Raw genomic sequence first — 25,007 nt, 5'->3', positions numbered from 1 at the left:
TTGTTTTTGAAGTAAATACAGAGAAATTGATTTGACCTAAAATGAATCTATAATATGAAAAATATAGTATTGTTCCTTGGTGTGATTTTTATGCTATCCTCTTGTAAGGATCAGGTAAAAGCACCAAATCTGGATCCGACAAAAAAAGAAAAAATAGTAAAACAATATTTCGAATACTATAATAACCATCAATGGAATGAGCTTGCGGCGTTGTATTCGCCAATAGCAGATTTTAAGGATCCGTCATTGGGAAACGAGATGACCATTCAGACCCGAAGACAAACCATTAATAAATACAATAAGCTTAATACCTTGTTTGCAGATTTACATGCTGAAATCGCTAAAATTTATCCCTCAGATGAACAACATATTATTGTCGAACTTGTTTCTACCGGCACCGCTGCCGACAGTACAAAATTTAAACTTCCGATCTGCAAGATTTTTACAATTGATAAAGGAAAAATAACACAGGATTTTACTTATTTTGACAACTTTGATGATTCAAAATCTGATAAATAAAGTTAGATTTACTTTCAGAATTCCAAAACAATAAGAATGATTTCCTCACGAGCCTTTACAAAGAATAATAGCCCGATAACGGCATCTGTTTTATCCATTTCATTTATGAGAAAGCTATTTCTTTTAGGAATCGTACTCTTTTATTCCTGTAATTCTAGTAAAGAAAATCCATATTTTGAGGGTGTAAAAGCAAATGATGTTGCGCTTTCTACGCCAGCTCCCGGTGAATGGTTGTATGATCATGAAGAAAAAGGACAGGATTTTGAACAATTCTTGAAATCAAAACATATTATTCCGACAAAAGAAGCGAATATTATTTATATAAAACCGATTGGCAATTTTACAGCTCTGCAAAACAAACAAATTGAACTGGTAAGAGAGTATTTGCAAATATTTTTTCAATTGGAAACCAAAATTTCAGAAAAAGCATCAAATGATATTATTCCTGATCATGCCAGACGGATAGGAAAGGAAAATCAAGAGCAATTTTTGGCCGGTTTTATTCTGGACAGCATTTTAAAAAAGGAAAAACCATTAAATAGAATCGCACTAATGGGATTAACGGAGGTAGATTTGTACCCTAGCTCACAATGGAATTTTGTTTTCGGATTGGCATCTTATACTCAAAAAATAGGAGTGAGCTCAATTTACAGATTGCAGGATGAGAATTTAACGGAAGCTAATTTTAATTTATGCCTGACCCGATTGTCAAAAGTATGTTCGCATGAAATTGGGCATATGTTTGGAATGCATCATTGTATTACAGCAAATTGTGTAATGAACGGAACAAATAGTTTGGAAGAAACAGATCAAAGTACGATTAGATTATGTTCGGTTTGTCAAAGGAAATTAAATTCGAGTATTAAATACGATAATGAGAAAAGATTAAAGGAACTTGCAGCTTTTTTTCGACGTAATAATCTGATGAGAGAGTTACAATTGATGAAAAAGGATCTGGCAAGTATTTAATTCAAGTTGCTGGTTGATTCTTTTGTTTAATGGTAATCCAAATGATGTAAGTAATCAACTGGGATCAGTTAATAAAAGAACAAACAAAGTAAAAAAAATAGCTTAATCTGTAACACAAGCGATAATGAACTGGCGGAGCAAATCTGCATGCATAAAGGAAACTTTACGCCTATGTGTTAGGAAATAAGTACACTTAATCGGTTACAATAAAACTTTAGAATTGAAAAATACAAATATGAAAAAATTAGGACTTGTAGGCGGAATCAGTTGGGTTTCTACAATTGATTATTATCGATTTATCAACGAAGGCATCAACGAAAAATTAGGAGGACTTAATTTTGCAGAATGCATTATTTATTCGGTGAATTTTGATGACTTTCAGAGAAACAATACCAACGGCAATTGGGATGCCACTTTTGATTTGCTTTTAAATGCCTGTAAAAGCCTCGAAAAAAGTGGTGCCGATGCGATTGTTTTATGTGCCAATACAGCTCATGCTGTTTCAGACAGACTTGAACAGGAGATTAAGTTGCCATTTGTGCATGTGGTAACAGCTACTGCGGATGCAATAAATAAACAAGGGTTTAAAAAAGTAGGTTTATTGGGAACAAAATTCACTATGGAAATGGATTTTTACTTCAAAAAACTGGCAGAAAATAACATAGAAGCTATTGTTCCTTTTCTTCAGGAAGAAAGAGATTTTGTTCAGCAAACTCTAAAAGAAGAATTAGGCAGAGGAATAATAAAGGAACAAACCAAGAGAGCTTATCTTTCGATTATAGATAAATTGATCGAAAATGGAGCGGAAGGGATAGTTTTAGGTTGCACCGAAATTCCAATGCTGATAAGTCAGGAAGACGTTTCGGTTCCCGTTTTTGATACGACAAAAATTCATTCGGAAGCGGCGGTAGAATTTGCTGTTTCGGGAGAATAATTTTGGAAATAGTTTGAAGAGTAAATCTCGCAAAGTCGCAAAATCGCAAAGTTTTTTTTACTGCTTTTTTGTAAAACTTTGCGGCTTAGCGACTTTGCGAGAAATTTTCACCCTCAGATTCAGCAGGATTGTTTTTAGCGGAACGACAAAACAAGAAAATCAGCATAATCTGCAAAATCTGCGTGCAAAAAAAACTTTGCGATTTTGCGACTTCGCGAGAAATTTTCACTCTAAGATTCAGCAGGATTGTTTTTAGCGGAACGACAAAACAAGAAAATCAGCATGATCTGCAAAATCTGCGTGCAAAAAAACTTTGCGGCTTGGCGACTTTGCGAGAAATTCAATCCCCCCACTAACGTTGAAAAATTTATAGTTTTTTTAAAGTTTTGGTTGCAATTAGAATAGTATTTTTGCAAAATGAATTTATCTAAAACGAATATCTTGTTCATGGCAGCCTGCACCGGACTGATAGTTGCCAACCTGTATTACTGCCAACCCCTGATTGTTTTAATCGCTAACGAATTTAAAATTCCCGAGGCCAATGCCGGAACCATTACCTATCTTACCCAGGCAGGTTATGCAATTGGGTTGTTTTTTATGGTACCGCTTGGCGATAAACTGGAACGTAAAAAGCAAATTTTAATGACCACTTTTGCCACGGTAATTGCTTTAATTATTGCCGCTACCGCTAAAAGTTTTTTTGTTTTGCAAGCAGCATGTTTATTGGTTGGAATCACATCGATTGTGCCACAGCTTATTTTGCCTTTGGCGGCCTCTTTGAGTGCACCGGAGCAACGTGGAAAAGTAGTTGGAACTATAATGAGTGGTTTGCTGGTTGGTATTTTGCTTTCCAGAACTTTAAGCGGATTTATAGGTGAGATTTTTGGATGGCGATCCATGTTTTGGATTGCGGCCGGAATTTGTCTTTTGATATTCTTTGCCATTCAGAAGAAATTACCGGTAAATAAACCGCAATTTGAAGGTTCGTACGGTCAATTAATTAAATCATTATTTACGCTGATAAAAACACAGCCTGTTTTGCGTGAAGCCACTTTAATCAATGTATTTTGTTTCGCACAATTTGGAGCATTCTGGACAACCATGGTATTACTGCTGTCAGGTGAACCATTTAATTTTAATAGTGCCACAATTGGGCTTTTTGGAATTGTAGGTGCTTCAGGAGCTTTAGCTGCGCCGTTGGTTGGTAAAATGGGTGATAAAGGAAATCCGAGAGTCGCAGTGGGCTACGGTTGTTTGTTGATGTTAATTAGCTTTATTGTTTTTTATTTTTCAATAGAAAGTGTCATTGGAGTTGTGATCGGAATTGTTTTTATTGACATCGGAATTCAGGGAGTTCATATTTCAAATCAAACCCGCGTTTACTCTCTTTTGCCTGAAGCAAGAAACAGATTAAACACCGTATTTATGTCGTTTAGTTTTCTGGGAACTGCTGCCGGATCAGCGTACGGATTGCTATTGTGGAAATTAGGCGGATGGCATGCCGTTACGATCGGATGTGCTGTTCTGGCTCTACTGGCCTTGTTAGTTTATGGAGTTACTTTTAAATCAAATTCGAAAAAATAGAAAGCACAAATTGATATAGAATTAATTTGTAAATTTGCAATCAAAAATTAAAAATAATAACAATGGAAAACGGAATATACGCTAAATTCAATACTAGCAAAGGTTCAATTTTAGTAAAATTGACACACGATTTAACACCTGGTACAGTTGGTAACTTCGTAGGATTGGCAGAAGGAAATTTAGAAAATAAAATCAAACCACAAGGGAATAAATATTACGATGGATTATCATTTCACCGCGTAATTCCTGATTTCATGATCCAGGGAGGTTGTCCTCAGGGAACAGGAACAGGTGGTCCTGGTTACAAATTTGATGATGAATTTCACCCAAGTTTGAAACACGATCGTCCGGGAGTTTTGGCTATGGCTAATGCGGGAGCAGGAACAAACGGATCTCAGTTTTACATCACTCACGTTCCAACTTCCTGGTTAGACGGAAAACATACTGTTTTTGGTCATGTAGTTGAAGGACAGGATATCGTTGATGCAATCGCTCAGGGAGATGCTCTTGAGACTTTAGAAATTGTGAGAGTAGGAGAAGAAGCTCAAAAATGGAATGCTATTGAGGCTTTCAGAGTTTTTGAAGGTTCTCGTGCTAAACGTGAAGCTGCAGAAAAAGCGGCTGCTGAAGCTAAAATGGAAGAACTTGCAGCTGGTTTTGATAAAACAGAAAGCGGTTTACGTTACAAAATGATTCAAAAAGGAGATGGTAAAAGAGCTGAAGCTGGAAAAACAGTTGCAGTACATTACGAAGGCTCTTTAGAAACAGGAAAAGTTTTTGATTCATCTTACCCACGTAAAAAACCAATCGAATTCAGATTAGGTCAAGGTCAGGTTATTGAAGGTTGGGATGAAGGTATTGCTTTATTGCAAGTTGGAGACAAAGCTCGTTTTGTTATTCCTTCTCATTTGGCTTACGGATCTGCAGGTGCAGGAGGAGTTATTCCACCAAACGCAACATTGATTTTTGACGTTGAATTAATGGAAGTAAAATAAGAAATCAGACTAGTTTTGCACTAATTTAAATAGTGTCTAAATAATAAATCCCATTCGTTTGCGAATGGGATTTTTTTATATTTACTTAAAAAACAAAGCTAATGAAATCAAATTTTTTAACCTTTGCCGCAGTAGCCTTGTTTTTGGCTTCTTGTGGTACTCAAAAGTCTGCTCCGGTTGCTGCAACTGAACCAGCTGCACCACCAACAGAAACTGCTAAAGTTGTAACATTAACACCTGAGCTTGCGGAAGGTCAAAACTTGTATTCTAACAATTGTGCTAAATGTCATAAATTGTACGAGCCTAAAAAATTCACACAGGAAGAATGGACTCCAATCTTAGTGCGAATGGGGAAAAAAGCACATTTAGATGCTACTCAAATGGCGTCTATTACGAATTACATTAATTCACAATTGTAAAACAAAAAAGCATTCTTAATCGGAATGCTTTTTTTGTTTTGAATTTTACCTGCTAGTAACCGCGATGTCACCCTGAGCGGAGTCGAAGGTTTTTGGAACTTAGAGGGGCTTCGACTTCGCTCAGCCTGACAGTGAGGGCTTTATTTTTAGGAGAGAAATGTTTTTTTTAAACTTGATTAGTTTAATAGGTTATTTGTTGCTCACTGCAATTATTTTTAAAGATTTTACTCCGGCAGGTAGTTCCCAATCAACTTCGTCGGTTTCTTTGAATCCAATTATGGCTACGCTTAAAGGGGCCAGGATAGAAATTTTTCCTTCTTTTACATCTGCCATTGAAGGTAGAACAATTTGAATTTTCATTTGCTTTTTGGCTTTTACATCTTCAATAGTGACAAATGAATTAATTCGGATAACTAAAGGATCCGGAGTGGTGTCTTTACTGATAATGGCACGATCTAATTCGTGAGAAAGCTGACCAACTTCTTTGGCATTGGTAGCATTTTTACTTTTTAGAATCAATTCACGAAGTAATTGATAGTCTGTTGAACTGAAAACAGGTGTTGGTTTCATATTGTTATTTATTTAGTTATTTATTCAAAAAAAAAAACTATTTCCGGTTCTCAAAATGAACGTAAGGAACAAATTGTGGCTGGAAGAGAATGGATGCAAATACAAGATTAACAGAAACAGGATTATTTGACAGAAGAAATTTTCTTTCAAATAAAAACGTTAAAATAAGATGTAAATCCTCCGCCTGAAAGAAGAAATGGAAATAGACGGAGGCCTAATTAATAAAGGCCTTACTATGCGAAATAAAGGCAACGGCAAGCGGTTTTCTCCTTAAAGAAAACGGTAGTATAAAAATAATAGCTACTATAATACTCGCCATGAGTGATCATTTAGATGAATTCGTAAAGATACTTAAACTTTTTTAAAAGTCGGGGTTGTTATTTCCATTTGATGTTACAACCAATGCTTGGCTTCTGTAAATCTTTTAAAGTTCGATTGTAGATTAGAGCGTCGATGGCACTTCGTAAATCACTGCCGCTTAATGGGATTCCGTTATTAGGTCTTGAATCGTCTAGTTGGCCACGATAAAACAAACGGTCGTTGGTGTCAAACAGATAGAAATCGGGAGTACAGGCAGCATCAAAGGCTTTTGCAACTTCCTGAGTTTCGTCAAATAAATAAGGAAAATCTATTTTGTGTTGGAAAGCAAATTCGGTCATGAGTTCCGGACCGTCTTGCGGGTATTTAATAATATCATTACTGGAAATTGCAAGTACTCCAATTCCCTGAACACGATAATCATTTGCAATCATGACAATTTCGGGAATAACATGAAGCACAAAAGGACAATGATTGCACATGAATATCACTAAGGTGCCTTTTGTTCCTTTTAATTCTTCAAAAGAATAAGTATTATTTGAATTCGTATCTTTTAGACTGAAGCTTGGAGCTACTGTTCCAAGTGGAATCATATTTGAAGGAGTTCGTGCCATTTTAGAATATATTTATTCAAAAATAACCTTTAAATTCTGTAAAAGAAAGCAAAAAATACAAGCGAAGGTAGATATTGTAAAAAGTGATAGTACTTTGGGGGGGAGTTAGTTGATTTGAGTTGTGGGTTGTGAGATGTGAGTTGTGAGATGTAAGATGCTGAATATGGTAATTTTGTTTATAGCAGGCAAATGCTTATACATACGATATTACAGGTAGAATTATCAAATAAAAAAAAGCGTTTTTTTTACTTTCTTAACTATTTTATTGATTAGTATTTGGCTGTCGCATAACAAAACTAATCACTTTCCAGGTTTATAACCCACAACTCACATCTCACGTCTCACAACTAGCAGTTTAAATTAGTTATGAATTCAGAAAATTCAACAAATCTTTATTTAAGCGATCTCGTTCGGTGTAGAATAGTCCGTGTGGTGCACCTTCATAGATGATAAAAGTGTTGTCTTCAATTTCTTGAGCAGCTTTTTTTGAGGTTAGGTCAATTGGTACCGTTTTATCATCTGTGCCGTGAATAATGAGCGTTGGAACATTTATCGTTTCAAGTTCGCTTCTAAAATCAGTATTCGTAAGTGATTCGGCACATTTTAAAGTGGCTTGTGGTGAGGCAAAAGAACAGAGCATGCGGTAATATTCTAACAAAGCATTGCTTACGGGTCTGTTGATCACATTTACCCCAAAAAATGTCTTTCCGAAATTATCCAGAAAACCGATTCGATCTTCTTTGATTGCGGCGACAGTTGCATCGGCTTTTTCTTTCGGACGTCCATCGGGGTTATCTTCCGTTTTTGCAAGGAAAGGTATAATTGAAGAGATTAAAACTGCTTTAGTGGCGCCTCTTCCGTCATGTCGGCTAAAATAGCGCACGACTTCTCCTCCACCCATAGAGAAACCAATCAGTGTAAAATCTCCTAATTGAAGTTGTTCTATTATTTCGTTTAGATCATCTGTTAAAGTATCAAAATCGTAACCATCCCAAGGCTGTGAAGATCTGCCAAATCCACGTCGGTCATAGGTAATTACTCTAAAATTATTTTGAACCAGAAAGTCAATTTGGTATTCCCACATTTCATTAGAAAGTGGCCAGCCATGAATCAGAATGACAGGTTTTCCTTTGCCGTAGTCTCTTACATATAGTTTTACATTCTGTGCAGTTTCTATGTATTTATCGGTGTTTTGTACTCTGGCGTCAAGATCAGCTTCTCTAAAAGAAGTGAGGGTATTTGTAAAACTATTTTCCATTTTCGTATAATTTAATGTTGGCCAGACTAATATGATTTGTAAAATTATAAGTGAAGCTCAAAAAAAAGTTATAGAATTATGAAGAATAATTACAAAATTAATAGGTTTGTAAATAAACATGATTTGAAATATGGATTTAACCTGGAGTGAATTCGAAAGAACCGATATGCGAGTGGGAACAATAATCGCGGTAAATGATTTTCCCGAAGCCCGAAAACCGGCTTATCAGCTTACGATAGATTTTGGTGCTGAAATTGGCATCCGAAAATCATCGGCTCAAATTACCAAACGATATGCAAAAGAAGATTTGCTAAACAGGCAGATTGTAGCCGTTGTTAATTTTCCTAAAAAGCAAATTGGTAAATTTAATAGTGAATGTCTGGTTCTTGGTGCCGTAGGAGAGGAAGGAGATGTTATTTTACTGGCTCCTGACTTTAAAATCGAAAACGGATTGCGGATTGGGTAGTTTTCAGTCGCAGTTTTTAAAGCTGCGACTGAAAATTATCTTCAAACAGTATTAATCTTTGCAACTAATTGTTGTAAAATCAACTGCCCTTCTTCCCAGTATTTTAAATCGGAGTCGGAATTGATGTGACCTTGTTGCCCAACACTAATAAAATCACTTCCCCACATTTCTGCAAAATATTGTTTGCGCTCAAATGAAGCGTAAGGGTCGTTTTCGCTGGCTACAACAATAGACGGGAAAGGTAATTTTATGGTTGGTATAGGAGAAAAGTTTCTGATGCTTTCCGGTGTATGTTCCGGGGAGTCTACATCTGCGGGAGCTACTAAGAGCGCGCCGACGATATTTTTGCTGTAATTGGAGGAGGCCCAATGCAATACCAGTGAAACGGCTAGGCTATGCGCTACCAGAATAGTCGGGCTGTCTAGTTTAGAAATTTCTTCTGTCAGTCGTGCAATCCATTCGCTGCGAATAGGTTCGTCCCAATTGTCTTGAACAATTCGTTTGGAGTTTTTGAATTTTTCGTGCCAGAAGGTTTGCCAATGTTTTTCTCCTGAATTTCCCAGTCCGGGTAGTATTAATAAATTTGTTTCCATTGCCGTGGATTTTGATTAAAATGTTAGAATTTAAAACTTAAATCGATTATTGAATGTGCTATCAAATTAGCAAAAAAATCATTTAAATCAGTAAAATCTGTGGCTACTTTTTTTGCCACAGATTAAAAAAATTAAATGGATTATTTCTTAGTGAAAAAAATAATTTGTGCAAATTCGTGCAATTTGTGGCTAGGTTTTTTTGCCACGAATTTCACTAATTGATGTGAATTTGATTGTTGAATAGTAACGGCACTACATGAATAATCGAGTTCTGGTTTAAAGGTATAAAAAAAGTCCAAAATGCAGGACATGTTGGACTCGTACTTTTAAAAAGCTATTTTTAGGACTAAATATCGTCGAAATCAATATCAGTAAAGCTAGATCTCTGTCCTTCAGGTTTATCAGAACCGTACTCTTTTTTAAAATCTTTTTGGTGTCTTTCAGAAATTACTTCTTCGCCTTTGTGGTTCAAGACGTACGAAGTCATTTCTTCTAGTATTTCAGCAAAAGCACTGAAATCTTCTTTGTACAAGTAGATTTTGTGTTTTTTAAAGTGAAAGGAACCGTCTTCTTCAGTAAATTTTTTGCTTTCGGTAATCGTGATATAATAATCGTCAGCCTTTGTTGCTCTCACATCAAAGAAATAGGTTCTTCTCCCTGCTCGTAATACTTTAGAAAAAATCTCTTCTTTTTCTAACATGTCATTTTCTCTCATAATACGTTCTATCATTTTTGGAATTAATAGTACTCAAAAATCATAAAAAATTATCGATTACACAACAATTAAAGTAATTCTTTTTCCGAAAGTTGTTTCAAATATAACGAAGAATAATAACCTTCCTGATTTATTAATTGATTATGAGCCCCTTGTTGAATGATTTTACCGTCCTCCAGAATGATTATTTTATCGGCATTTTTGGCCGAAGAAACCCGATGACTGACTATAATTGTCGTTTTATCTTTACAAATTTCGAATAAATTGTTCAAAATCGTCTCTTCTGTCTCTGTATCGACTGCAGACAGGCAATCGTCAAAAAGTAAAATCGCCGGATTTTTAATAATGGCTCTCGCAATCGAAACGCGCTGCTTTTGTCCGCCCGAAAGCGTAATACCTCTTTCTCCTAAAACAGTATCATATTGTTTGTTGAAAGCGATGATATTGTCATGGACAACAGCATTTTTGGCAGCTTTAATAACTTCTTCGTCTGTTGCATTCTGATTTCCAAATTTGATATTATTTTTAATAGTATCTGAAAATAAAAAGGCATCCTGAGGCACAATTCCGATGTTGTTTCTTAAATCATTTAGATTTAAAGTGCTTATTTCGTTTCCGTCTATCGTAATTTTTCCTTCCGTTACATCATATAAACGTGAGATCAGAGATAATATTGTTGATTTTCCGGAACCGGTTTTTCCTAAAATAGCTAAAGTTTCTCCTTTTTTGACAGTGAAAGTTACATTTTTAAGGGCTTCAATATTGGTATCATCATACGTATAGCTTACATTTTCAAAAGAAATCGAACCTTGAATATCGGATGAGTTTTGATTGTTGTTTTTGATTTCCGGTTCAATTTTCAAAAATTCATTCAAACGTTTTTGCGAAGCTTCGGCTTCCTGAACCATAGAAGAAACCCATCCTAATGAGGCTACAGGCCAGGTTAACATGTTTACATATAAAATAAACTCAGCAATTGTTCCTATACTTTTAATCGTTCCGTTAATGTACATAACACCACCAAAATAAATCACCACCAGATTACTGATACCGATTAAAGCAATCATTAAAGGACCAAACAGCGATTGTACTTTGGCTAAATCCAAACTCTTTTTTTTGCTTTCGTCAGCAAGGGCAACCATGTTGTTCTGATGTTGATTTTCTAAAGAATAAGCTTTTATTACTCGTATTCCGGAGAATATTTCCTGAGAGAAACTGGAAACCTTAGAGAGGTATTGCTGAAAAACAGTACTTCTCTTGTTGATTTCAGAACTTAGTTTGAAAATGCAATAGGAGAGTATAGGTAAGGGTAAAATAGTATATAAAGTAAGTAATGGAGATACACTATACATATAGATAATGACAATTGCAAAACGTATAAAAGTGTTTATGGTGTACATAACGGCAGGACCAACATACATACGTACTTTTGATACGTCTTCGCTGATTCGGTTCATTAGATCTCCTGTTCGGTTTTGTTTGTAGAAATTCTGAGAGAGATTTTCATATTGTTTAAAGACTTCATTTTTTAGATCAAATTCGATATGACGTGACATTACGATTAAAGTCTGACGCATTAAGAAGGTTAGAAAGCCTGCAACAATTGTGGTGCCTATGATTAGCAATACATTATGAATTAAATCCTGATGATAGGAAGCAATAATTGTTTCTGACGCCTGCTCAGCTTTTGGTAGTTTATCGAACTTTTCAATAGCACTTAGGGAGCTGCTAATTAGCTTTGGAGTGAATAAAGAAAAAATTTGTGCGATTATGGTGATTAAAATTCCTAAAGAGAAACTATATTTATATTTGATGAAGTATTTGTTTAAATAGCTTAATTCTTTCATTTTTTTAAGATATTCAATGTTAAAATGATATTGGTTTTGTGAATTGCTTTGAATTAAAAGCAATAGAAAACGCAATTTACTCACAATAAATTGATTGTTAATTTGTTATTCTAAAGACAAAAAATTAGCACATGTGTATTTTTTGTTTATGTTTGAGATGTCTTTTTGACAAATTCATAATTTTAACAAATAAATAGTAGCGCTATGGATGCAACTTTCACAACCGGAAAGGAACTTCAAAAAATGGATCCTGTTTTTGGTCAGTTATCTTTTAACGATCACGAACAAATTGTATTTTGCAATGACAAAGATACAGGTTTAAAAGCAATTATTGGTATTCATAATTCAGTTATGGGACCAGCTTTAGGAGGTACTAGAATGTGGAATTATAATACTGAATGGGAAGCTTTAAACGATGTTTTGCGTCTTTCAAGAGGTATGACTTATAAATCTGCAATTACCGGACTGAATATTGGTGGGGGAAAAGCAGTAATTATAGGTGATGCCAAAACGCAAAAAACTCCTGAGTTAATGCGTAAGTTTGGTGAATTTGTTCACTCTTTAGGTGGTAGATATATTACAGCTGAAGATGTTGGAATGGAGACTAAAGATATGGATACTGTAAGAGACGTAACGCCTTATGTTACCGGAATCTCTGAAGAAAGAGGTGGTTCAGGAAATCCTTCTCCTGTAACAGCTTATGGTGTTTATTTAGGAATGAAAGCGGCTGCAAAAAGCCAGTTTGGTTCTGATGTTTTAGATGGTAAAAAAGTTTTGGTTCAGGGAATCGGACACGTGGGAGAAACTTTGGTTGAGTATTTGACTAAAGAAGGAGCGCAGGTGACCATTACAGATATCAACGAAGAAAAATTGTATCAGGTAGCTTCAAAATACAATGCTACAATTTATACCGGAGAAGATTTATATACTGCAGATGTTGATATCTATGCACCGTGTGCAATGGGAGCAACAATCAATGATGATACTGTAAACAAAATTAAAGCAAAAGTTATTGCCGGAGCAGCAAATAATCAATTAGCGGATGAGAATGTGCACGGAGCAAGATTGCAGGAAAGAGGTATTTTATATGCACCGGATTTCTTAATCAACGCTGGTGGAATTATCAACGTTTATGCGGAATTAGAGCATTATGGTAAAGCTGAAATCATGAGCAAAACCGAAAATATCTACAATACTACTTTAGAAATTATCGATTATGCTGTGAAAAACGGAATCACTACGCATAAAGCTGCACTTACAATTGCTCAGAATCGTATCGATCAAAGAAAAATCGAGAACGCTAAAAAGTAGTTTTTAAGTTTATAATTTAGTCTCAGTTATAGTCCCTGTCGCTGTCTCAGTCACGGTTTCAATTGCAATTTTTGAAGTCATCTGAATGCTGCGAGTGAGATTGAAACTGAGACTTTTTTTTACGATTAAAACTTAATTGTTTACGAATTGTGTTTTTTATTGGATTAAATTTTATTATAACCTGTTTAATTCTTATTTTTGCACCCTAATTTTAAAATGTTCTTACAAGGTGGTAAATAGAAGACACATACGCGTTAAAGTAATGCAGTCCATTTATGCAATGCATCAAAGCGGTTCTGATAATATGGAAAAAGAAGAGAAGTTTCTTTTTTACAGCATAGATAATATTCAGGACTTATATCTTATAATGCTATCTTCATTGATAGAAATTTGTAAAAAAGAGTCTGTTTTTTTACATCTTTCAAGTAAAAAACATCTTGCAACTGCTGCAGAACGTAATCCGAATGAAAAATTTATCAATAACAAAATTTTTCAACTTCTTGCCGAAAGCAATTCACTTAGTATTGCTTTAGAAAATCGTAAAATCAATAACTGGTCATTAAATGATGATTATATCATATTGCTTTTAAACGATATTAAATCAAGCGAATTGTATGCTAAATACATGAGCAATTCAACAAATACTTTTGAAGAAGACAGACAATTTGTAATTGATTTGTTTGCTGATGTTATTGTTCCGAATGATAAATTGTATGAGTATCTGGAAGACGATAAGTTAACATGGGTTGATGATATTCCGGTTGTAAATACACATATTATCAAGCAATTGAAAGCTATTAAAACGCAAGATCCGGACGATTTTAGAGTGCCTAGATTGTATAAAGATGTCGAGGATAAAGATTTTGCAAAAGATTTATTCAGAAGAACTGTTTTGAATGAATCGGTTTTTGCAAAAGAATATGATGATAAAACACCTAATTGGGACAGTGAAAGGATTGCTGAAATTGATACCATTATCCTGAAAATGGCAATTTGTGAATTTTTGAAATTCCCTTCAATTCCGGTAAAAGTAACTCTTAACGAATATTTAGAAATTGCTAAAGAGTATTCTACACCAAAAAGTAGTATTTTTATCAACGGAATTTTGGATAATTTAGTTAAAGAGCTGGAAGCTAACAAAAAGATGATTAAAGTTGGTAGAGGTTTGATGTAAAATTGCAATAACAGCAATTTTTAAAATGCCAAATTCCAAAAAGAATATTAATAATAAACAAAAAGAATTTAAATCATGGGACAATTAACTCAATTTGCGCCATTTCTATTAATGTTTGTGGTAATCTATTTTTTTATGATCAGACCGCAGCAAAAAAGAGCAAAAAACGAAAAAGAATTTGAAAGCAACCTAAAAGTAGGTGACAAAATAATTACAAAAAGTGGTTTCCATGGTAAAGTAGTTGAACTAGCAGAAACTACTGTAGTTATCGAAACAATGTCAGGAAAATTAAAATTAGAGCGTTCAGCAATTTCTATGGAAATGAGTGCTGCTTTGAATAAAAAGGCATAAGCTTTTTTGAAATTCCAAAATTTTTAAAATCCCAAATTCCAATTTTTGTAGTGGAATTTGGGATTTTTTGTTTTAGTTCTTTTATTTCCGTAGATGACGGAATTGTTGTTTAATTGTCATTTCGACGCAGGAGACCCGAGCGATAGCGAATAGACGAAGTAAATCACACACGCAATTCGGCAAAGATTGGTAACATTCTGTATGGAGTTTCTAGTGCGATTCCTCATTCTTCGGAATGACAAAAATCGCAGCCAATTGGAATTTTGAATTTAAAAAACTTGGAATTTAAATTACCTGTATTTATCATTCAATCCAATATGCTGTAAAATCATAGGGATTATTTTCTCTATTCTTGAAAGCTTGGTTTTTTCCTGTTTTGCGGTTTCAATATATTCTAAAAACTCATGTTGTTTGTAGGGAGAAAAGGTCTGAAAAGCTTCGGCCAGAGCTTGATTCTGACTCATTTCTTTTTCCAGCAATTCAGAAACGATTGGTTCTTTTTTTGTTGGTTTGATTACTTTTCCTTGTTTTTCATTTTCAATGGCTTCCAGTATATAGTCCAGAATCTCTTTTTCGTTTACTTCTTCTTTAGAGGTAAAACGCCATTGACGCAATGATTTTGTTTTGTCTTCCTGTGCATTGATGAGTTTCTTTTTCTCATCTTTGAGAAAAACACCATTGTAAAACCAAATGGTAAAATACTCTTTAAAGCCGGCAATTCCTATGACATTTTTTTTATTGTAAACATAAACCGGGACGCCCCATTTTACGGTTTCGGTCAGTTCGGTTTTGTCAATAATTGATTGAAGAAGAAGAAGTTCTTCCTCCCAATTATTGACTTTGTCCCAAACGTGTTTTTTGTCGGATTTTGGTTCCAATTATTTTCTTTTTTTAGGTTTTTCCGGAGTATCAAAAATTCCCGGTACTGCTGTTAATTCAGCAATTTTTATAATGACATTAGTTGCTTTTTGAATGCTTTCTGCAGGAACATATTCATATTTGCCATGAAAGTTGTGACCACCTGCAAAAATATTAGGGCATGGTAATCCCATAAAGGATAGCTGCGAACCGTCTGTTCCGCCACGAATAGGTTTTATGATTGGTTTTATATCCAGTTCCCGCATTGCTTTTTCGGCTATATCAACGACATATTTTACAGGAAGTACTTTTTCTTTCATGTTGTAATATTGGTCTTTTACCTCAATAGTTACAATGTCTTCACCGAACTTTTTGGTGAATTTTTTATTGATTTTCTTTGCAATTTTTGCGATTAATTCTTTTCGTTTTTCGAATTTCTTTCTGTTGTGGTCGCGAATAATAAGTTCTAAAACGGTTTCTTCAATGTGTCCCGAGATATGATGAACGTGAAAAAAGCCTTCATATCCTTTGGTTTGTTGTGGTGTTTCGTCTTTTGGAAGTTCATTGATAAAATCATTCGCAATTAACATCGAATTGATCATTTTTCCTTTGGCGTAACCCGGGTGAACACTTTTTCCTTTAAAAATAATTTTGGCTCCCGCAGCGTTAAAGTTTTCGTATTCCAGTTCGCCAACCTGGCTTCCGTCCATGGTGTAAGCCCATTGTGCTCCGAACTTTTCTACGTCAAAATGATGTGCTCCACGACCAATTTCTTCGTCAGGTGTAAATCCAATTCTGATTTTACCATGTTTAATTTCCGGATGTTGTACCAGGTATTCCATTGCGGAAACAATCTCTGTAATTCCGGCTTTATCATCGGCACCTAAAAGTGTTGTTCCGTCAGTGGTGATAATAGTCTGACCTTTGTATTGCAGTAAATCTTTGAAATAATCAGGCGATAAAATGATGTTTTTTTCAGCATTTAGCACAATGTCTTTTCCGTCGTAATTCTCAACGATTTGAGGTTTTACGTTTGCTCCGCTAAAATCCGGAGAAGTATCGAAATGTGAAATGAATCCAATTGTAGGGACTTCATGGGCAACATTACTTGGCAACGTAGCCATGATGTATGCTTTTTCGTCTATAGTAACGTCTTCCAGGCCAATTGTTTTTAGCTCTTCGACCAGTTTATTGGCAAGATCCCATTGTTTTGCTGTACTTGGAGTTGTTTTTGAATTTGGATCAGATTCTGTATCAATTGTTACATAACTGATAAAACGATCAATAATATGTTGCATTTTTATTTTTTTTTAGCAAATATAGACATTTTTCTTAGCTGTAAAATTAGAGCTCATACATATCTATATTTTAATCAAAAAGGATACTGTATTGAAGAATCCTTTTTGATGTGTTGTATTTTTAAATGCTTTTTACGCATCTAAAGCCAAGATGATTGGCTGCTGATCTGATTTCTCCTTTTCCTCTGGTGCCAACCATATAGCGGGTGCAATACTGATCGGTGCATAAAAAGGATCCTCCACGATGCACTCTTTTTTTCTCTGTTGGATCGCTGGGGTCGTTGTAAGCTTCTGGTCCTTGTGGATTTCTGGTTACTTTTTGGTTGCTGTTTAATTCGTTGTAATAACTAGGGCTGTACCAGTCGTTTACCCATTCCCATACATTTCCGGCCATATCGTAGAGTCCATATGCGTTTGGTTTGAATTGTGCTGTTGGTGCGATTCCTTTAAATCCGTCTTCTCCAGTGTCGCCGTCTTTAATAGGGAAGTGTCCCTGATAAATGTTGGCTTGAAATTTGCCATTTGGTTTTAGAGTATTTCCCCAGGAGTATAAGTTTCCTGTTTTTCCGCCTCGGGCTGCAAATTCCCATTCTGCTTCAGTTGGAAGTCTCTTTCCTGCCCATTTTGCGTAAGCCGTTGCGTCTTCGTAGGCGATTTGAACCACGGGGTATTTTTCTCTTCCTTTTATGGTGCTTTTTGGTCCTTCCGGATGTTTCCAGTCGGTTCCTCCAATGTAAGCCCACCATTGAAGAAAATCGTTCAGGTTTACGGCTGCCGATGTCGGAGTGAAAATTACAGAACCCGCAATTAAACTTTCTATTGGAGCGTCCGGAAATTCTTCCTGAGTTGGTTTTTGTTCAGCAACGGTTATGTATCCCGTGGCTTTTACAAATTTGGCATATTCTTCGTTGGTAACTTCGGTTTCATCCATAAAATACCCATCTACATAAACGCGGTGAATAGGTGCCGCATCTTTTGTAACACCTTTTATATTGCACAAACTTTCGTCTTCAATGTTGCTTCCCATTGAAAATTCTCCGCCGGGAATCCAAACCATTCCTTTTGGAGCTTTGGTAGGGGCGGGAGTTTTATTTACAATAGTGGGTTTAAAGTCAGATTCTTCACTACTATGTGGAGTTTCGGTGCAATCTATGGCAACCAGTTTTTCTTTCGGACTGATAAATTTAGTGTAACCGAAAGCAATGCTGATAATCGAAAAAGTAAGTATTGCAAAAATCCAATAAGTTTTAGTTTTCATTTTGGTTGATTTTGAATTGAAAGGTATTGTTGTACACGATAATAATGATTGCGCTGCTAAAAAAAATAACCTTATTAAATGTAATTTGTTTAATAAGGTATTCAATTTCATTTCAAATATATAAAAATTCTATTATTTCTATAGAGTAAATAGTTTTTGTATGAACCATTTTAATTTTTTATCTGAACAATACTATTGTCTTCTTCAACAAGAGCTACTTCGTATTTGTCTTTGCCATCAACCTGAACCGGCTGATAGTATGTTTCGCCAAATTTGATGTATTTTACATCGCCAATAGTTACTTCTTCGCCACCTTCCGGCAGGCTTTCAACGATTGTTCCTGCAGTAGGTACTACCACTTTGTAATTGCTGTCGTCTTTTTCATAATAGGCTCCTCCGTAATAGTAATTATCAACCGTTCCCGTATTGACGGTCTGTGCACCACTGGGAATATCAGTTTGAACAGAGGCTAAACTTTGATGAATGATCTGATTGTTATTGAGGTATTTATTTTACAGATCTTTCTTTTACTTTTTTTTTGCAAAAGGAATTAGGGGTGCCCTGAATTTTACTTTTGGAGGTTGCAATAAAAGGAAGGGAATTTGTTTTTTGTAAATGCAGGGTAGTTTTCAAGTTTTATAATTAAATTTGCCACCGAAAAAATAACAACAACACACTATGTATAAATTGATAATTCGCCCGATACTTTTTTGGTTTGATCCGGAAGAGGTACATTACTTTACTTTCTCTTTTGTTAAATTCATTTCAAAAATACCAGGAGTTTCTTCAATTATTAAGTCAGTTTATGGAGTAAAAGACAGTCGTTTAGAACGAGAAGTTTTTGGAATTAAATTCAAGAACCCGGTGGGACTTGCTGCAGGATTTGATAAAGATGCTAAGTTATATAAGGAACTTTCTGATTTTGGATTTGGTTTTATAGAAATAGGAACCGTTACACCGGTTGGTCAGGAAGGGAATCCTAAAAAACGTTTGTTTCGTTTAAAAGAAGATCAGGCGATTATCAACCGAATGGGATTTAATAACGGAGGAGTTCTGGAGGCTGTTGAACGTTTGAAAAAGAATTCGAATGTTTTAATTGGGGGGAATATTGGTAAAAATAAAGTTACTCCAAACGAAAATGCGGTAGACGATTATATCATTTGTTTTGATGCCTTATTTGATCATGTCGATTATTTTGTGGTGAATGTAAGTTCTCCGAATACTCCAAATTTAAGAGCTTTACAGGATAAAGAACCATTAACAGCTTTGTTGCAGACATTGCAAAACAGAAATATAGAAAAACAAAAGACAAGCAGTCAAAAAGTAAAACCTATTCTTTTGAAAATTGCTCCGGATTTAACAGATGAGCAGTTATTAGATATTATTGATATTGTAAAAACAACTCAGATTGCAGGTGTTATTGCGACAAATACGACTATCTCACGTGACGGATTGCAAGCTGCAAATCAAACAGAAATGGGAGGTTTGTCCGGAAAACCACTAACGAAGCGTTCTACAGAGGTTATTCGTTTTCTTTCTGAAAAAAGCAATAAAGCATTCCCTATTATTGGAGTAGGAGGAATTCACTCTGCGGATGATGCTATCGAAAAGTTGAATGCAGGAGCAAGTCTGGTACAATTGTATACCGGTTTTATTTATGAAGGGCCGGCCTTGATAAAAGCCATAAACAAAAAGATTTTAAAGCAATTGTAAAAGTAGGGCCTGGACGATAAGTCCGGTAAGAATAGCGATTCCAAAACTCAGTAAGGTACCAATTAGAACATATTCGGTAAGTTTCCGGTCTTTGGCTTCTTTTAAATCGCCAAATCTAAAAACCGATTTCGCAGCCAGTAAAAAACCAATGGCTTCAAAGTGACCCGTCAGAATAAAACAGAAAACAAAGAGACGCTCCAGTATACCAATATAGTTTCCTGCTTTGGCCAGCGAATTATCACTAGGGGCATTGCTGTTCTCAGGATTCCATATTGAAATGATTATTTTGATGAAAATAGAAGTTGGTTTTGTTACAAATAAAATCCCCGTGATTAAAATCCAAAACTGATTGTTAAACCAGTTGATGTCTATGGATTTGTTTTGATAGAGAAAAACAACTCCAATTAAAACTAAAACGTGAAGGATTTGATCTGCTATAAACCAGGTGCGTTTTGTTCTGTCTTTTTGAAAATGTAATTTAATCAGATCGATTATGCCATGTGTAACAGCAATAAAAATAGCATAAGGAATAAATCGAATTTCGCCGACCAGAACGGTACTCAGGATCCCATGAAGGGTAATATGAAGATATAAATAAATACTTTTGTGTTTTTGAACTTCTTTATGCACTACCCATGAATTTGGCTGTCCTATAAAATCGCCTAATAAATGGGCCAAAAGTAATTTTACAAATAAGATCATAAGGCTATAAATTGTTTATTTGTTTTCTGAAATAACGATCTAAATTTAGTATCAAATCAAATTGGGCCCGTTTTTGTCTGCGACTCACAGCAGCTCTTTTGATGCCTAACTTCGGTGCTAATTCTTCTTGAGATAAATTGGGCTTTTCTATTGCAATAGCTACAAATTCAGCAGCTTGTATAGGCCAATTGTTCATAAAAGTAAGTGCAAGTTGAAGCATTAAATTTATTTTCTCATCGATCAATGTGTCAGTTGTTCGTATTGCTAAATTTACTTTTTGCTTTTTTAAAGTCTTAAAAAGGTCTCCCGAATGTATAAAGGCAGAACCATTACTTTCAGATATTTTTTCGGCAGCATGCGTTTTGTTTCCAATACCAATGCTCATTCGGGCATCCAGTTTAATGGCTTTTAAATGCGCTTTTATTAATATCGCTGACAATAAAGCGTCTTCAGGATTCTTTATTTCGATTTGAAATTCATCTCCTCTGTACACTTCCCATTGTGTGGGGGCTTCTCCAAATAATGACAAGATTTTTTTTAAACCTTCTACCCAGTCTTTTGATGTCTGCTTTCTGGAGTCAATAATGTCTCCTGTGATTACACTAGTCATAGATTCAAATATAATTAAAATAAATAGTAATAGTGACCCATTAGGTGTAGTTTGTAAAAATTAAACTTAGCATATAGAGACATATATTTTGCGTATAAAATGAGTTTGAAAAAGAAGTACATTTCCAGAATATGGTCAAAACTATGAGTTCTCCGACTTCGCTCAGACTGACAATTGAAAATTTAAATAAGCGAAATGCCTTTTTTCGTTTTCAAAATTATGTTTCTATGTGTTAGAAAATAATTAATTCAAGTTGCTGGTTGATCACTTTATTTACTTGTAATCCGAATACAAATAATGCAAATTTTATTTGAATTGCCTCCAGTTTTAACTGGAGGTTATTTATTAAGAAAGAGACAAAGGCTTTAGCTGAATCTTCAAAGAGTTTGGCTAAAGCCTCTTTATTATTAATCTATTCTTTAACTCCAGTTAAAACTGGAGGCAATTGATCTAAATCAATCAAAAAATCAGCATTTCTCTTTTTTTTGGTTCTTACTTTTTATTTTTTTTAGACTAAACAACTTGAATTAATTACAAATAAAGAACTAATAACAATACAAATATACAGATTATTTTAAGATGTTACACTTTTGTGTAACATTTTGCATTGTTACGCTTTTTGGTAACAATGCAAAATGTTACCTCATACAGTAATTTTGGCATTAAAGAAAATTATAGTTTTTATTTCTTTAAAAAAGAAACTAACTTAGCCTTCATAAAAGAATAAGCTTTGAATAAAGAAATTAAAATTATCGAATGTCCACGTGATGCTATGCAAGGTATCAAGGATTTTATTCCGACTCAAAATAAGGTTTCCTATATACAAGCTTTGCTTAGAGTGGGATTTGATACAATTGATTTTGGAAGTTTTGTGTCTCCAAAAGCGATTCCACAAATGCAGGATACGGCAGAAGTTTTGGCTCAGCTTGATTTATCTCAAACTACCAGTAAACTTTTGGCTATAATTGCAAATACGCAAGGAGCGACTTTAGCAGCTGAACACGAACCCATTCAGTATCTGGGTTTTCCTTTTTCGATATCAGAGAATTTTCAGATGCGAAATACCCATAAAACGATAGCAGAATCTTTGGTTACTCTGACGGAAATTCTTGAAATTGCCGATAAAAAAAATAAAGAAGTGGTAACATATCTTTCTATGGGCTTCGGAAATCCGTATGGAGATCCATGGAATGTTGAGATAGTAGGGGAATGGACCGAAAAGTTGTCTGAAATGGGAGTGAAAATCTTGTCGCTTTCAGATACTGTCGGAAGTTCTACGCCGGAAGTGATTACGTATCTTTTTTCGAATTTAATTCTGAAATACCCGCAAATAGAATTCGGAGCACATTTGCATACCACGCCTGATAGCTGGTTTGAGAAAATAGATGCGGCACATAAGGCAGGATGTGTTCGTTTTGATGGAGCAATTCAGGGATTTGGCGGCTGTCCAATGGCTACGGATAAACTAACAGGAAACATGCCTACCGAAAAATTGATTTCTTATTTTACGGCAAATAAAAAAAGGACAGAACTAAATTCTTTAAGTTTTGAAAGCGCTTATAATGAAGCATCAAAATTGTTTGGGAAGTATCATTAAAAATCAAGTATCTTTATCTCGCAAAAAAAATAATAATTATTAACTTTTAATGTTATAGTTCTTATAACCAAATTATCATGTAGTCATGAAATTATACTTTCAGAATAAAATTTTCCCCTTTATTTTTTTTCCATTACTCTTCGTTTCATGTTCAAGTGATTTAGATTTTAAGCAGGTGGATGACCTGAAATTAAATCCTGTTCTAGTGGGGAATTTGGCTTACTTTGATGTTCCGGCGAATCAATTTGTTGATAACGGTGTGGAGCAGGACGTAGCGTCTGATGTACAGGAATTTGATGTTTTTAAGAGGAAATTTTTGCGAAATGATCTGATAAAAGCGGAATTTAATTTTGAAATAAACAATACGATAGAGAGAGCTTTTACTGTAAAACTATTGCTTATTAGTGAGGATAATAAAACTCTGGATACAATAACACTGGTGGTTCCTGCTTATTCAGGAGGTTCAAATGTGATACAATATCCAGTAGAAGTTTTTGAAAATCAGCGATTAGATTTATTAAAAAATACGGCTAAGATTGGTTTTTTAGTACAAATGGCTGCCGGTCCGCCTCTAAACGAAAATAGCCCGGGAAGTATAAAATTGAAATCAGGTGCAACGGTTTATATGGAAGTAGAATGAAAAAGGCTTGGTTTGTTTTTTTAGTAGTGTTTTTTCAATTGTCTTCTTTCTCTCAGAATAAAGAAGTATTGTATAATTTTACCTCTATTCCGCAATCATCACTTGTAAATCCGGGTGCTGATGTGTCGTATAAATTTTATTTCGGAGTTCCATTATTGTCCGGAGTTTCAGCAAATATAGGATCTAAGAGTTTTTCTGCTTACGATTTATTTGCTGATAACGGAGTTGATTTTAATGAGAAAGTCCGAAGAATTGTAAATAAATCATCTGATAGCGATAAAACGCATGTCAATCAACAGCTTGAAATATTTTCAGGAGGTTTTAGAGTAGGAGACAGGGACAGTAAATCGTATGTTTCGTTTGGAGTCTATCAGGAGTTCGATTTTCTGATGTATTTCCCCAAAGATCTTGGCATTCTGGCAATAGACGGAAATCGCAATTACATAGGAAAATCATTTAATCTGGCAGACTTAAATCTTAAAGCAGAAGTACTTTCGGTATTACATGTCGGATTTCATAAAAAAGTAAATGAAAAATTAGTCCTCGGTGGTCGCGCTAAGATTTATTCAAGTGGTGCTAATATAACATCAACAAAGAATTCCGGTTATATTTATACAGGGCAAAATGCAGGTACGCCAAATTTTTACAATCAGGCGATTTTATCCAATATGGAAGTTAAAACGTCCGGAATTGCCAATTTTAGAGAAGACGATTATGACGGAAATGTAGCGAGTGATCTGGCTCGTAATACTTTCTTTAATGGAAGTTTGGGTTTAGGTTTCGATGCCGGGCTTACCTATTATTTCAAAGAAAATCTTCAGTTTACGGCTAGTGTTGTGGATGTTGGTTTTATAAAACAATCAAAAGATGTTCAGACTCTAACCTATAAAGGGCAGTATAAGTACGATGGGGTTAATCCTATTTTTTCCGGTAGCAATGATCCTGATAATGTCTTTGATGAATTCAAAAAAGCCATCCCTCGTGATACACTTTATAGTAAATATACCACTTGGAGGCCGGTTAAATTTTATTCTTCTATGCAATATTCGTTCGGAGAATCCCGATCAGATGAGGAATGTAATTGTAGAGGTAGTGTAAGTCGAAAGTATCTGAACGATGTTGGAGGTCAGTTGTTTATGATGACAATGCCCAGAGGTCCTTTGGTAGCTTTTACGGCTTTTTACAAACGTAGTATTTTTGAAAAGTTAGATGCAAAAGTTACTTATACTTTTGATACCTTTTCTAAAAAGAATATTGGCCTGGGACTTTCCGGGACAATAGGGAAATTTAATCTTTACGCCCTGGTCGATAATGTTCTGGAGTATAAAGATGTTGCAAAAGCGAATAGTCTGGCATTTCAATTCGGCTTTAATTTTGTCTTTCAGAATAATGAGGATTGACGCGTGTTTTGAACCATATAAGTGATATAAGTTCATATTAATAGCATGCGTTAAATTGGGAGCGGATGTGTTTTTTCTCTTTAATTATTTAAAGTAAAGTTTAAATAGACTTATATTACTTATATGGTTCAAAACCAAATACTGAGTGCAGAGCTTAAGCGAGCATAAGAATTTTCTACTCTATTTTAGAAAAAGAAAAACTTTAATGAACTTTTATAACTTATATGGTTTAAAAAGATAACCTATATATTTTAGCTGTGTACTATTCCGTACAGTCAGGCCAGCAGTAGAAAT

Annotated in this window: 26 protein-coding genes; 14 read left to right on the top strand and 12 right to left on the bottom strand. The window is 34.9% G+C overall.

Translation table 11 applies throughout. The features are described 5' to 3' along the window. The first annotated feature begins 54 nt into the window (after nt 1-54). The 6 genes from G3A47_RS00740 to G3A47_RS00715 all read left to right on the top strand — a co-directional run bounded on the left by G3A47_RS00740 (nt 55) and on the right by G3A47_RS00715 (nt 5,420). A complete protein-coding gene (locus G3A47_RS00740) occupies nt 55-519 on the top strand; it encodes a nuclear transport factor 2 family protein (RefSeq protein ID WP_166919484.1) in 465 nt (154 codons plus the stop codon). Between the two features lie 105 nt (nt 520-624). Beyond that, complete coding sequence (locus tag G3A47_RS00735; protein WP_166920983.1) at nt 625-1,488, top strand: archaemetzincin; 864 nt, start codon at nt 625-627, stop codon at nt 1,486-1,488. Nucleotides 1,489-1,723: 235 nt separating this feature from the next. Continuing rightward, nucleotides 1,724-2,422, top strand: a complete 699-nt coding sequence (locus G3A47_RS00730; protein WP_166919482.1) for an aspartate/glutamate racemase family protein — start codon at nt 1,724-1,726, stop codon at nt 2,420-2,422. 447 nt (nt 2,423-2,869) lie between these two features. Further along, entirely contained in the window at nt 2,870-4,006 is a 1,137-nt protein-coding gene (locus tag G3A47_RS00725) for an MFS transporter (protein ID WP_243860362.1), read from the top strand. A 62-nt stretch (nt 4,007-4,068) separates the two neighbouring features. Then, nucleotides 4,069-5,001 carry a peptidylprolyl isomerase gene (locus G3A47_RS00720; protein ID WP_166919478.1) on the top strand — a complete coding sequence of 311 codons (933 nt, stop codon included), beginning with the start codon at nt 4,069-4,071 and terminating at the stop codon, nt 4,999-5,001. 101 nt (nt 5,002-5,102) lie between these two features. Further along, the gene (locus tag G3A47_RS00715; protein WP_166919476.1) at nt 5,103-5,420 is read left to right on the top strand and encodes a cytochrome c; all 318 of its coding nucleotides are present in this window, start codon (nt 5,103-5,105) and stop codon (nt 5,418-5,420) included. Between the two features lie 189 nt (nt 5,421-5,609). Here the strand turns inward: G3A47_RS00715 and G3A47_RS00710 are convergent, their stop codons facing one another. The 3 genes from G3A47_RS00710 to G3A47_RS00700 form a co-directional block, all read right to left on the bottom strand. Further along, entirely contained in the window at nt 5,610-5,990 is a 381-nt protein-coding gene (locus G3A47_RS00710) for a GreA/GreB family elongation factor (protein WP_166919474.1), read from the bottom strand. Nucleotides 5,991-6,367: 377 nt separating this feature from the next. Then, nucleotides 6,368-6,922, bottom strand: a complete 555-nt coding sequence (locus tag G3A47_RS00705) for a thioredoxin family protein (protein ID WP_166919472.1) — start codon at nt 6,920-6,922, stop codon at nt 6,368-6,370. Nucleotides 6,923-7,286: 364 nt separating this feature from the next. Further along, nucleotides 7,287-8,180 (bottom strand): alpha/beta fold hydrolase, encoded by an 894-nt coding sequence (locus tag G3A47_RS00700; protein WP_166919470.1) that lies wholly within the window; start codon nt 8,178-8,180, stop codon nt 7,287-7,289. A 130-nt stretch (nt 8,181-8,310) separates the two neighbouring features. Here G3A47_RS00700 and G3A47_RS00695 point away from each other — a divergent pair, with 130 nt between their 5' ends. Beyond that, nucleotides 8,311-8,646 (top strand): tRNA-binding protein, encoded by a 336-nt coding sequence (locus tag G3A47_RS00695; RefSeq protein ID WP_166919468.1) that lies wholly within the window; start codon nt 8,311-8,313, stop codon nt 8,644-8,646. Between the two features lie 41 nt (nt 8,647-8,687). On the opposite strand, the gene G3A47_RS00690 is transcribed toward G3A47_RS00695, so the two are convergent. The 3 genes from G3A47_RS00690 to G3A47_RS00680 form a co-directional block, all read right to left on the bottom strand. Continuing rightward, nucleotides 8,688-9,239, bottom strand: coding sequence for an RBBP9/YdeN family alpha/beta hydrolase (locus G3A47_RS00690; protein ID WP_166919466.1), 552 nt, complete (start codon nt 9,237-9,239; stop codon nt 8,688-8,690). A 346-nt stretch (nt 9,240-9,585) separates the two neighbouring features. After that, nucleotides 9,586-9,954 carry a PUR family DNA/RNA-binding protein gene (locus G3A47_RS00685; RefSeq protein ID WP_029268690.1) on the bottom strand — a complete coding sequence of 123 codons (369 nt, stop codon included), beginning with the start codon at nt 9,952-9,954 and terminating at the stop codon, nt 9,586-9,588. Nucleotides 9,955-10,022: 68 nt separating this feature from the next. After that, nucleotides 10,023-11,801: an ABC transporter ATP-binding protein gene (locus G3A47_RS00680; RefSeq protein WP_166919464.1), complete on the bottom strand. Its 1,779-nt coding sequence runs from the start codon at nt 11,799-11,801 to the stop codon at nt 10,023-10,025. 204 nt (nt 11,802-12,005) lie between these two features. Between G3A47_RS00680 and G3A47_RS00675 the strand changes: the two genes are divergently transcribed. The 3 genes from G3A47_RS00675 (at nt 12,006) to yajC (ending at nt 14,637) form a co-directional block, all read left to right on the top strand. Beyond that, nucleotides 12,006-13,112 (top strand): Glu/Leu/Phe/Val family dehydrogenase, encoded by a 1,107-nt coding sequence (locus G3A47_RS00675; RefSeq protein WP_306783607.1) that lies wholly within the window; start codon nt 12,006-12,008, stop codon nt 13,110-13,112. 262 nt (nt 13,113-13,374) lie between these two features. Further along, nucleotides 13,375-14,286 (top strand): transcription antitermination factor NusB, encoded by a 912-nt coding sequence (gene nusB / locus G3A47_RS00670; protein WP_166919462.1) that lies wholly within the window; start codon nt 13,375-13,377, stop codon nt 14,284-14,286. 75 nt (nt 14,287-14,361) lie between these two features. Further along, nucleotides 14,362-14,637: a preprotein translocase subunit YajC gene (gene yajC, locus G3A47_RS00665; protein ID WP_166919460.1), complete on the top strand. Its 276-nt coding sequence runs from the start codon at nt 14,362-14,364 to the stop codon at nt 14,635-14,637. Nucleotides 14,638-14,927: 290 nt separating this feature from the next. Here the strand turns inward: yajC and G3A47_RS00660 are convergent, their stop codons facing one another. From G3A47_RS00660 to G3A47_RS00645, 4 genes are all read right to left on the bottom strand, one after another. After that, on the bottom strand, nt 14,928-15,515 hold the full coding sequence (locus tag G3A47_RS00660) for a YdeI/OmpD-associated family protein (RefSeq protein ID WP_166919457.1): 588 nt from the start codon (nt 15,513-15,515) through the stop codon (nt 14,928-14,930). Further along, a complete protein-coding gene (gene pepT / locus G3A47_RS00655; protein ID WP_166919455.1) occupies nt 15,516-16,793 on the bottom strand; it encodes a peptidase T in 1,278 nt (425 codons plus the stop codon). It lies immediately after the preceding gene. Between the two features lie 121 nt (nt 16,794-16,914). Next, a complete protein-coding gene (locus tag G3A47_RS00650) occupies nt 16,915-18,051 on the bottom strand; it encodes a formylglycine-generating enzyme family protein (RefSeq protein WP_166919453.1) in 1,137 nt (378 codons plus the stop codon). A gap of 170 nt (nt 18,052-18,221) precedes the next feature. Continuing rightward, nucleotides 18,222-18,536 (bottom strand): DUF6515 family protein, encoded by a 315-nt coding sequence (locus G3A47_RS00645; protein ID WP_306783610.1) that lies wholly within the window; start codon nt 18,534-18,536, stop codon nt 18,222-18,224. A 193-nt stretch (nt 18,537-18,729) separates the two neighbouring features. Between G3A47_RS00645 and G3A47_RS00640 the strand changes: the two genes are divergently transcribed. Continuing rightward, nucleotides 18,730-19,764 (top strand): quinone-dependent dihydroorotate dehydrogenase, encoded by a 1,035-nt coding sequence (locus G3A47_RS00640; protein WP_166919451.1) that lies wholly within the window; start codon nt 18,730-18,732, stop codon nt 19,762-19,764. Here the strand turns inward: G3A47_RS00640 and G3A47_RS00635 are convergent. Then, nucleotides 19,750-20,466 (bottom strand): DUF3307 domain-containing protein, encoded by a 717-nt coding sequence (locus G3A47_RS00635; protein WP_166919449.1) that lies wholly within the window; start codon nt 20,464-20,466, stop codon nt 19,750-19,752. The two genes, G3A47_RS00640 and G3A47_RS00635, sit on opposite strands and share 15 nt — an antisense overlap. A gap of 4 nt (nt 20,467-20,470) precedes the next feature. Beyond that, nucleotides 20,471-21,076, bottom strand: a complete 606-nt coding sequence (locus G3A47_RS00630; protein ID WP_166919447.1) for a SatD family protein — start codon at nt 21,074-21,076, stop codon at nt 20,471-20,473. A 730-nt stretch (nt 21,077-21,806) separates the two neighbouring features. On the opposite strand from G3A47_RS00630, the gene G3A47_RS00625 reads away from it, so the two are divergent. From G3A47_RS00625 to G3A47_RS00615, 3 genes are all read left to right on the top strand, one after another. Further along, nucleotides 21,807-22,673, top strand: a complete 867-nt coding sequence (locus G3A47_RS00625; RefSeq protein ID WP_166919445.1) for a beta/alpha barrel domain-containing protein — start codon at nt 21,807-21,809, stop codon at nt 22,671-22,673. An 85-nt stretch (nt 22,674-22,758) separates the two neighbouring features. After that, the gene (locus G3A47_RS00620) at nt 22,759-23,313 is read left to right on the top strand and encodes a hypothetical protein (protein WP_166919442.1); all 555 of its coding nucleotides are present in this window, start codon (nt 22,759-22,761) and stop codon (nt 23,311-23,313) included. After that, nucleotides 23,310-24,713 (top strand): DUF5723 family protein, encoded by a 1,404-nt coding sequence (locus G3A47_RS00615; protein ID WP_166919440.1) that lies wholly within the window; start codon nt 23,310-23,312, stop codon nt 24,711-24,713. Before G3A47_RS00620 ends, G3A47_RS00615 begins: the two co-directional genes overlap by 4 nt. Nucleotides 24,714-25,007 lie beyond the last annotated feature (294 nt).

Source organism: Flavobacterium poyangense, assembly GCF_011751075.1.
Taxonomy (GTDB): Bacteria; Bacteroidota; Bacteroidia; order Flavobacteriales; family Flavobacteriaceae; genus Flavobacterium; species Flavobacterium poyangense.
The sequence above is the reverse complement of the archived record's forward strand: the minus strand, read 5'-3'. Positions and strand labels throughout refer to the sequence as shown.

Excerpts from the sequence above, each read along its gene's own strand:
- G3A47_RS00740 (WP_166919484.1), top strand. The coding sequence starts at position 55 with ATGAAAAATATAGTATTGTTCCTTGGTGTGATTTTTATGCTATCCTCT.
- G3A47_RS00735 (WP_166920983.1), top strand. The coding sequence starts at position 625 with ATGAGAAAGCTATTTCTTTTAGGAATCGTACTCTTTTATTCCTGTAAT.
- G3A47_RS00730 (WP_166919482.1), top strand. The coding sequence starts at position 1,724 with ATGAAAAAATTAGGACTTGTAGGCGGAATCAGTTGGGTTTCTACAATT.
- G3A47_RS00725 (WP_243860362.1), top strand. The coding sequence starts at position 2,870 with ATGGCAGCCTGCACCGGACTGATAGTTGCCAACCTGTATTACTGCCAA.
- G3A47_RS00720 (WP_166919478.1), top strand. The coding sequence starts at position 4,069 with ATGGAAAACGGAATATACGCTAAATTCAATACTAGCAAAGGTTCAATT.
- G3A47_RS00715 (WP_166919476.1), top strand. The coding sequence starts at position 5,103 with ATGAAATCAAATTTTTTAACCTTTGCCGCAGTAGCCTTGTTTTTGGCT.
- G3A47_RS00710 (WP_166919474.1), bottom strand. The coding sequence starts at position 5,990 with ATGAAACCAACACCTGTTTTCAGTTCAACAGACTATCAATTACTTCGT.
- G3A47_RS00705 (WP_166919472.1), bottom strand. The coding sequence starts at position 6,922 with ATGGCACGAACTCCTTCAAATATGATTCCACTTGGAACAGTAGCTCCA.
- G3A47_RS00700 (WP_166919470.1), bottom strand. The coding sequence starts at position 8,180 with ATGGAAAATAGTTTTACAAATACCCTCACTTCTTTTAGAGAAGCTGAT.
- G3A47_RS00695 (WP_166919468.1), top strand. The coding sequence starts at position 8,311 with ATGGATTTAACCTGGAGTGAATTCGAAAGAACCGATATGCGAGTGGGA.
- G3A47_RS00690 (WP_166919466.1), bottom strand. The coding sequence starts at position 9,239 with ATGGAAACAAATTTATTAATACTACCCGGACTGGGAAATTCAGGAGAA.
- G3A47_RS00685 (WP_029268690.1), bottom strand. The coding sequence starts at position 9,954 with ATGAGAGAAAATGACATGTTAGAAAAAGAAGAGATTTTTTCTAAAGTA.
- G3A47_RS00680 (WP_166919464.1), bottom strand. The coding sequence starts at position 11,801 with ATGAAAGAATTAAGCTATTTAAACAAATACTTCATCAAATATAAATAT.
- G3A47_RS00675 (WP_306783607.1), top strand. The coding sequence starts at position 12,006 with ATGGATGCAACTTTCACAACCGGAAAGGAACTTCAAAAAATGGATCCT.
- nusB (WP_166919462.1), top strand. The coding sequence starts at position 13,375 with ATGCAGTCCATTTATGCAATGCATCAAAGCGGTTCTGATAATATGGAA.
- yajC (WP_166919460.1), top strand. The coding sequence starts at position 14,362 with ATGGGACAATTAACTCAATTTGCGCCATTTCTATTAATGTTTGTGGTA.
- pepT (WP_166919455.1), bottom strand. The coding sequence starts at position 16,793 with ATGCAACATATTATTGATCGTTTTATCAGTTATGTAACAATTGATACA.
- G3A47_RS00650 (WP_166919453.1), bottom strand. The coding sequence starts at position 18,051 with ATGAAAACTAAAACTTATTGGATTTTTGCAATACTTACTTTTTCGATT.
- G3A47_RS00640 (WP_166919451.1), top strand. The coding sequence starts at position 18,730 with ATGTATAAATTGATAATTCGCCCGATACTTTTTTGGTTTGATCCGGAA.
- G3A47_RS00635 (WP_166919449.1), bottom strand. The coding sequence starts at position 20,466 with ATGATCTTATTTGTAAAATTACTTTTGGCCCATTTATTAGGCGATTTT.
- G3A47_RS00630 (WP_166919447.1), bottom strand. The coding sequence starts at position 21,076 with ATGACTAGTGTAATCACAGGAGACATTATTGACTCCAGAAAGCAGACA.
- G3A47_RS00620 (WP_166919442.1), top strand. The coding sequence starts at position 22,759 with ATGAAATTATACTTTCAGAATAAAATTTTCCCCTTTATTTTTTTTCCA.
- G3A47_RS00615 (WP_166919440.1), top strand. The coding sequence starts at position 23,310 with ATGAAAAAGGCTTGGTTTGTTTTTTTAGTAGTGTTTTTTCAATTGTCT.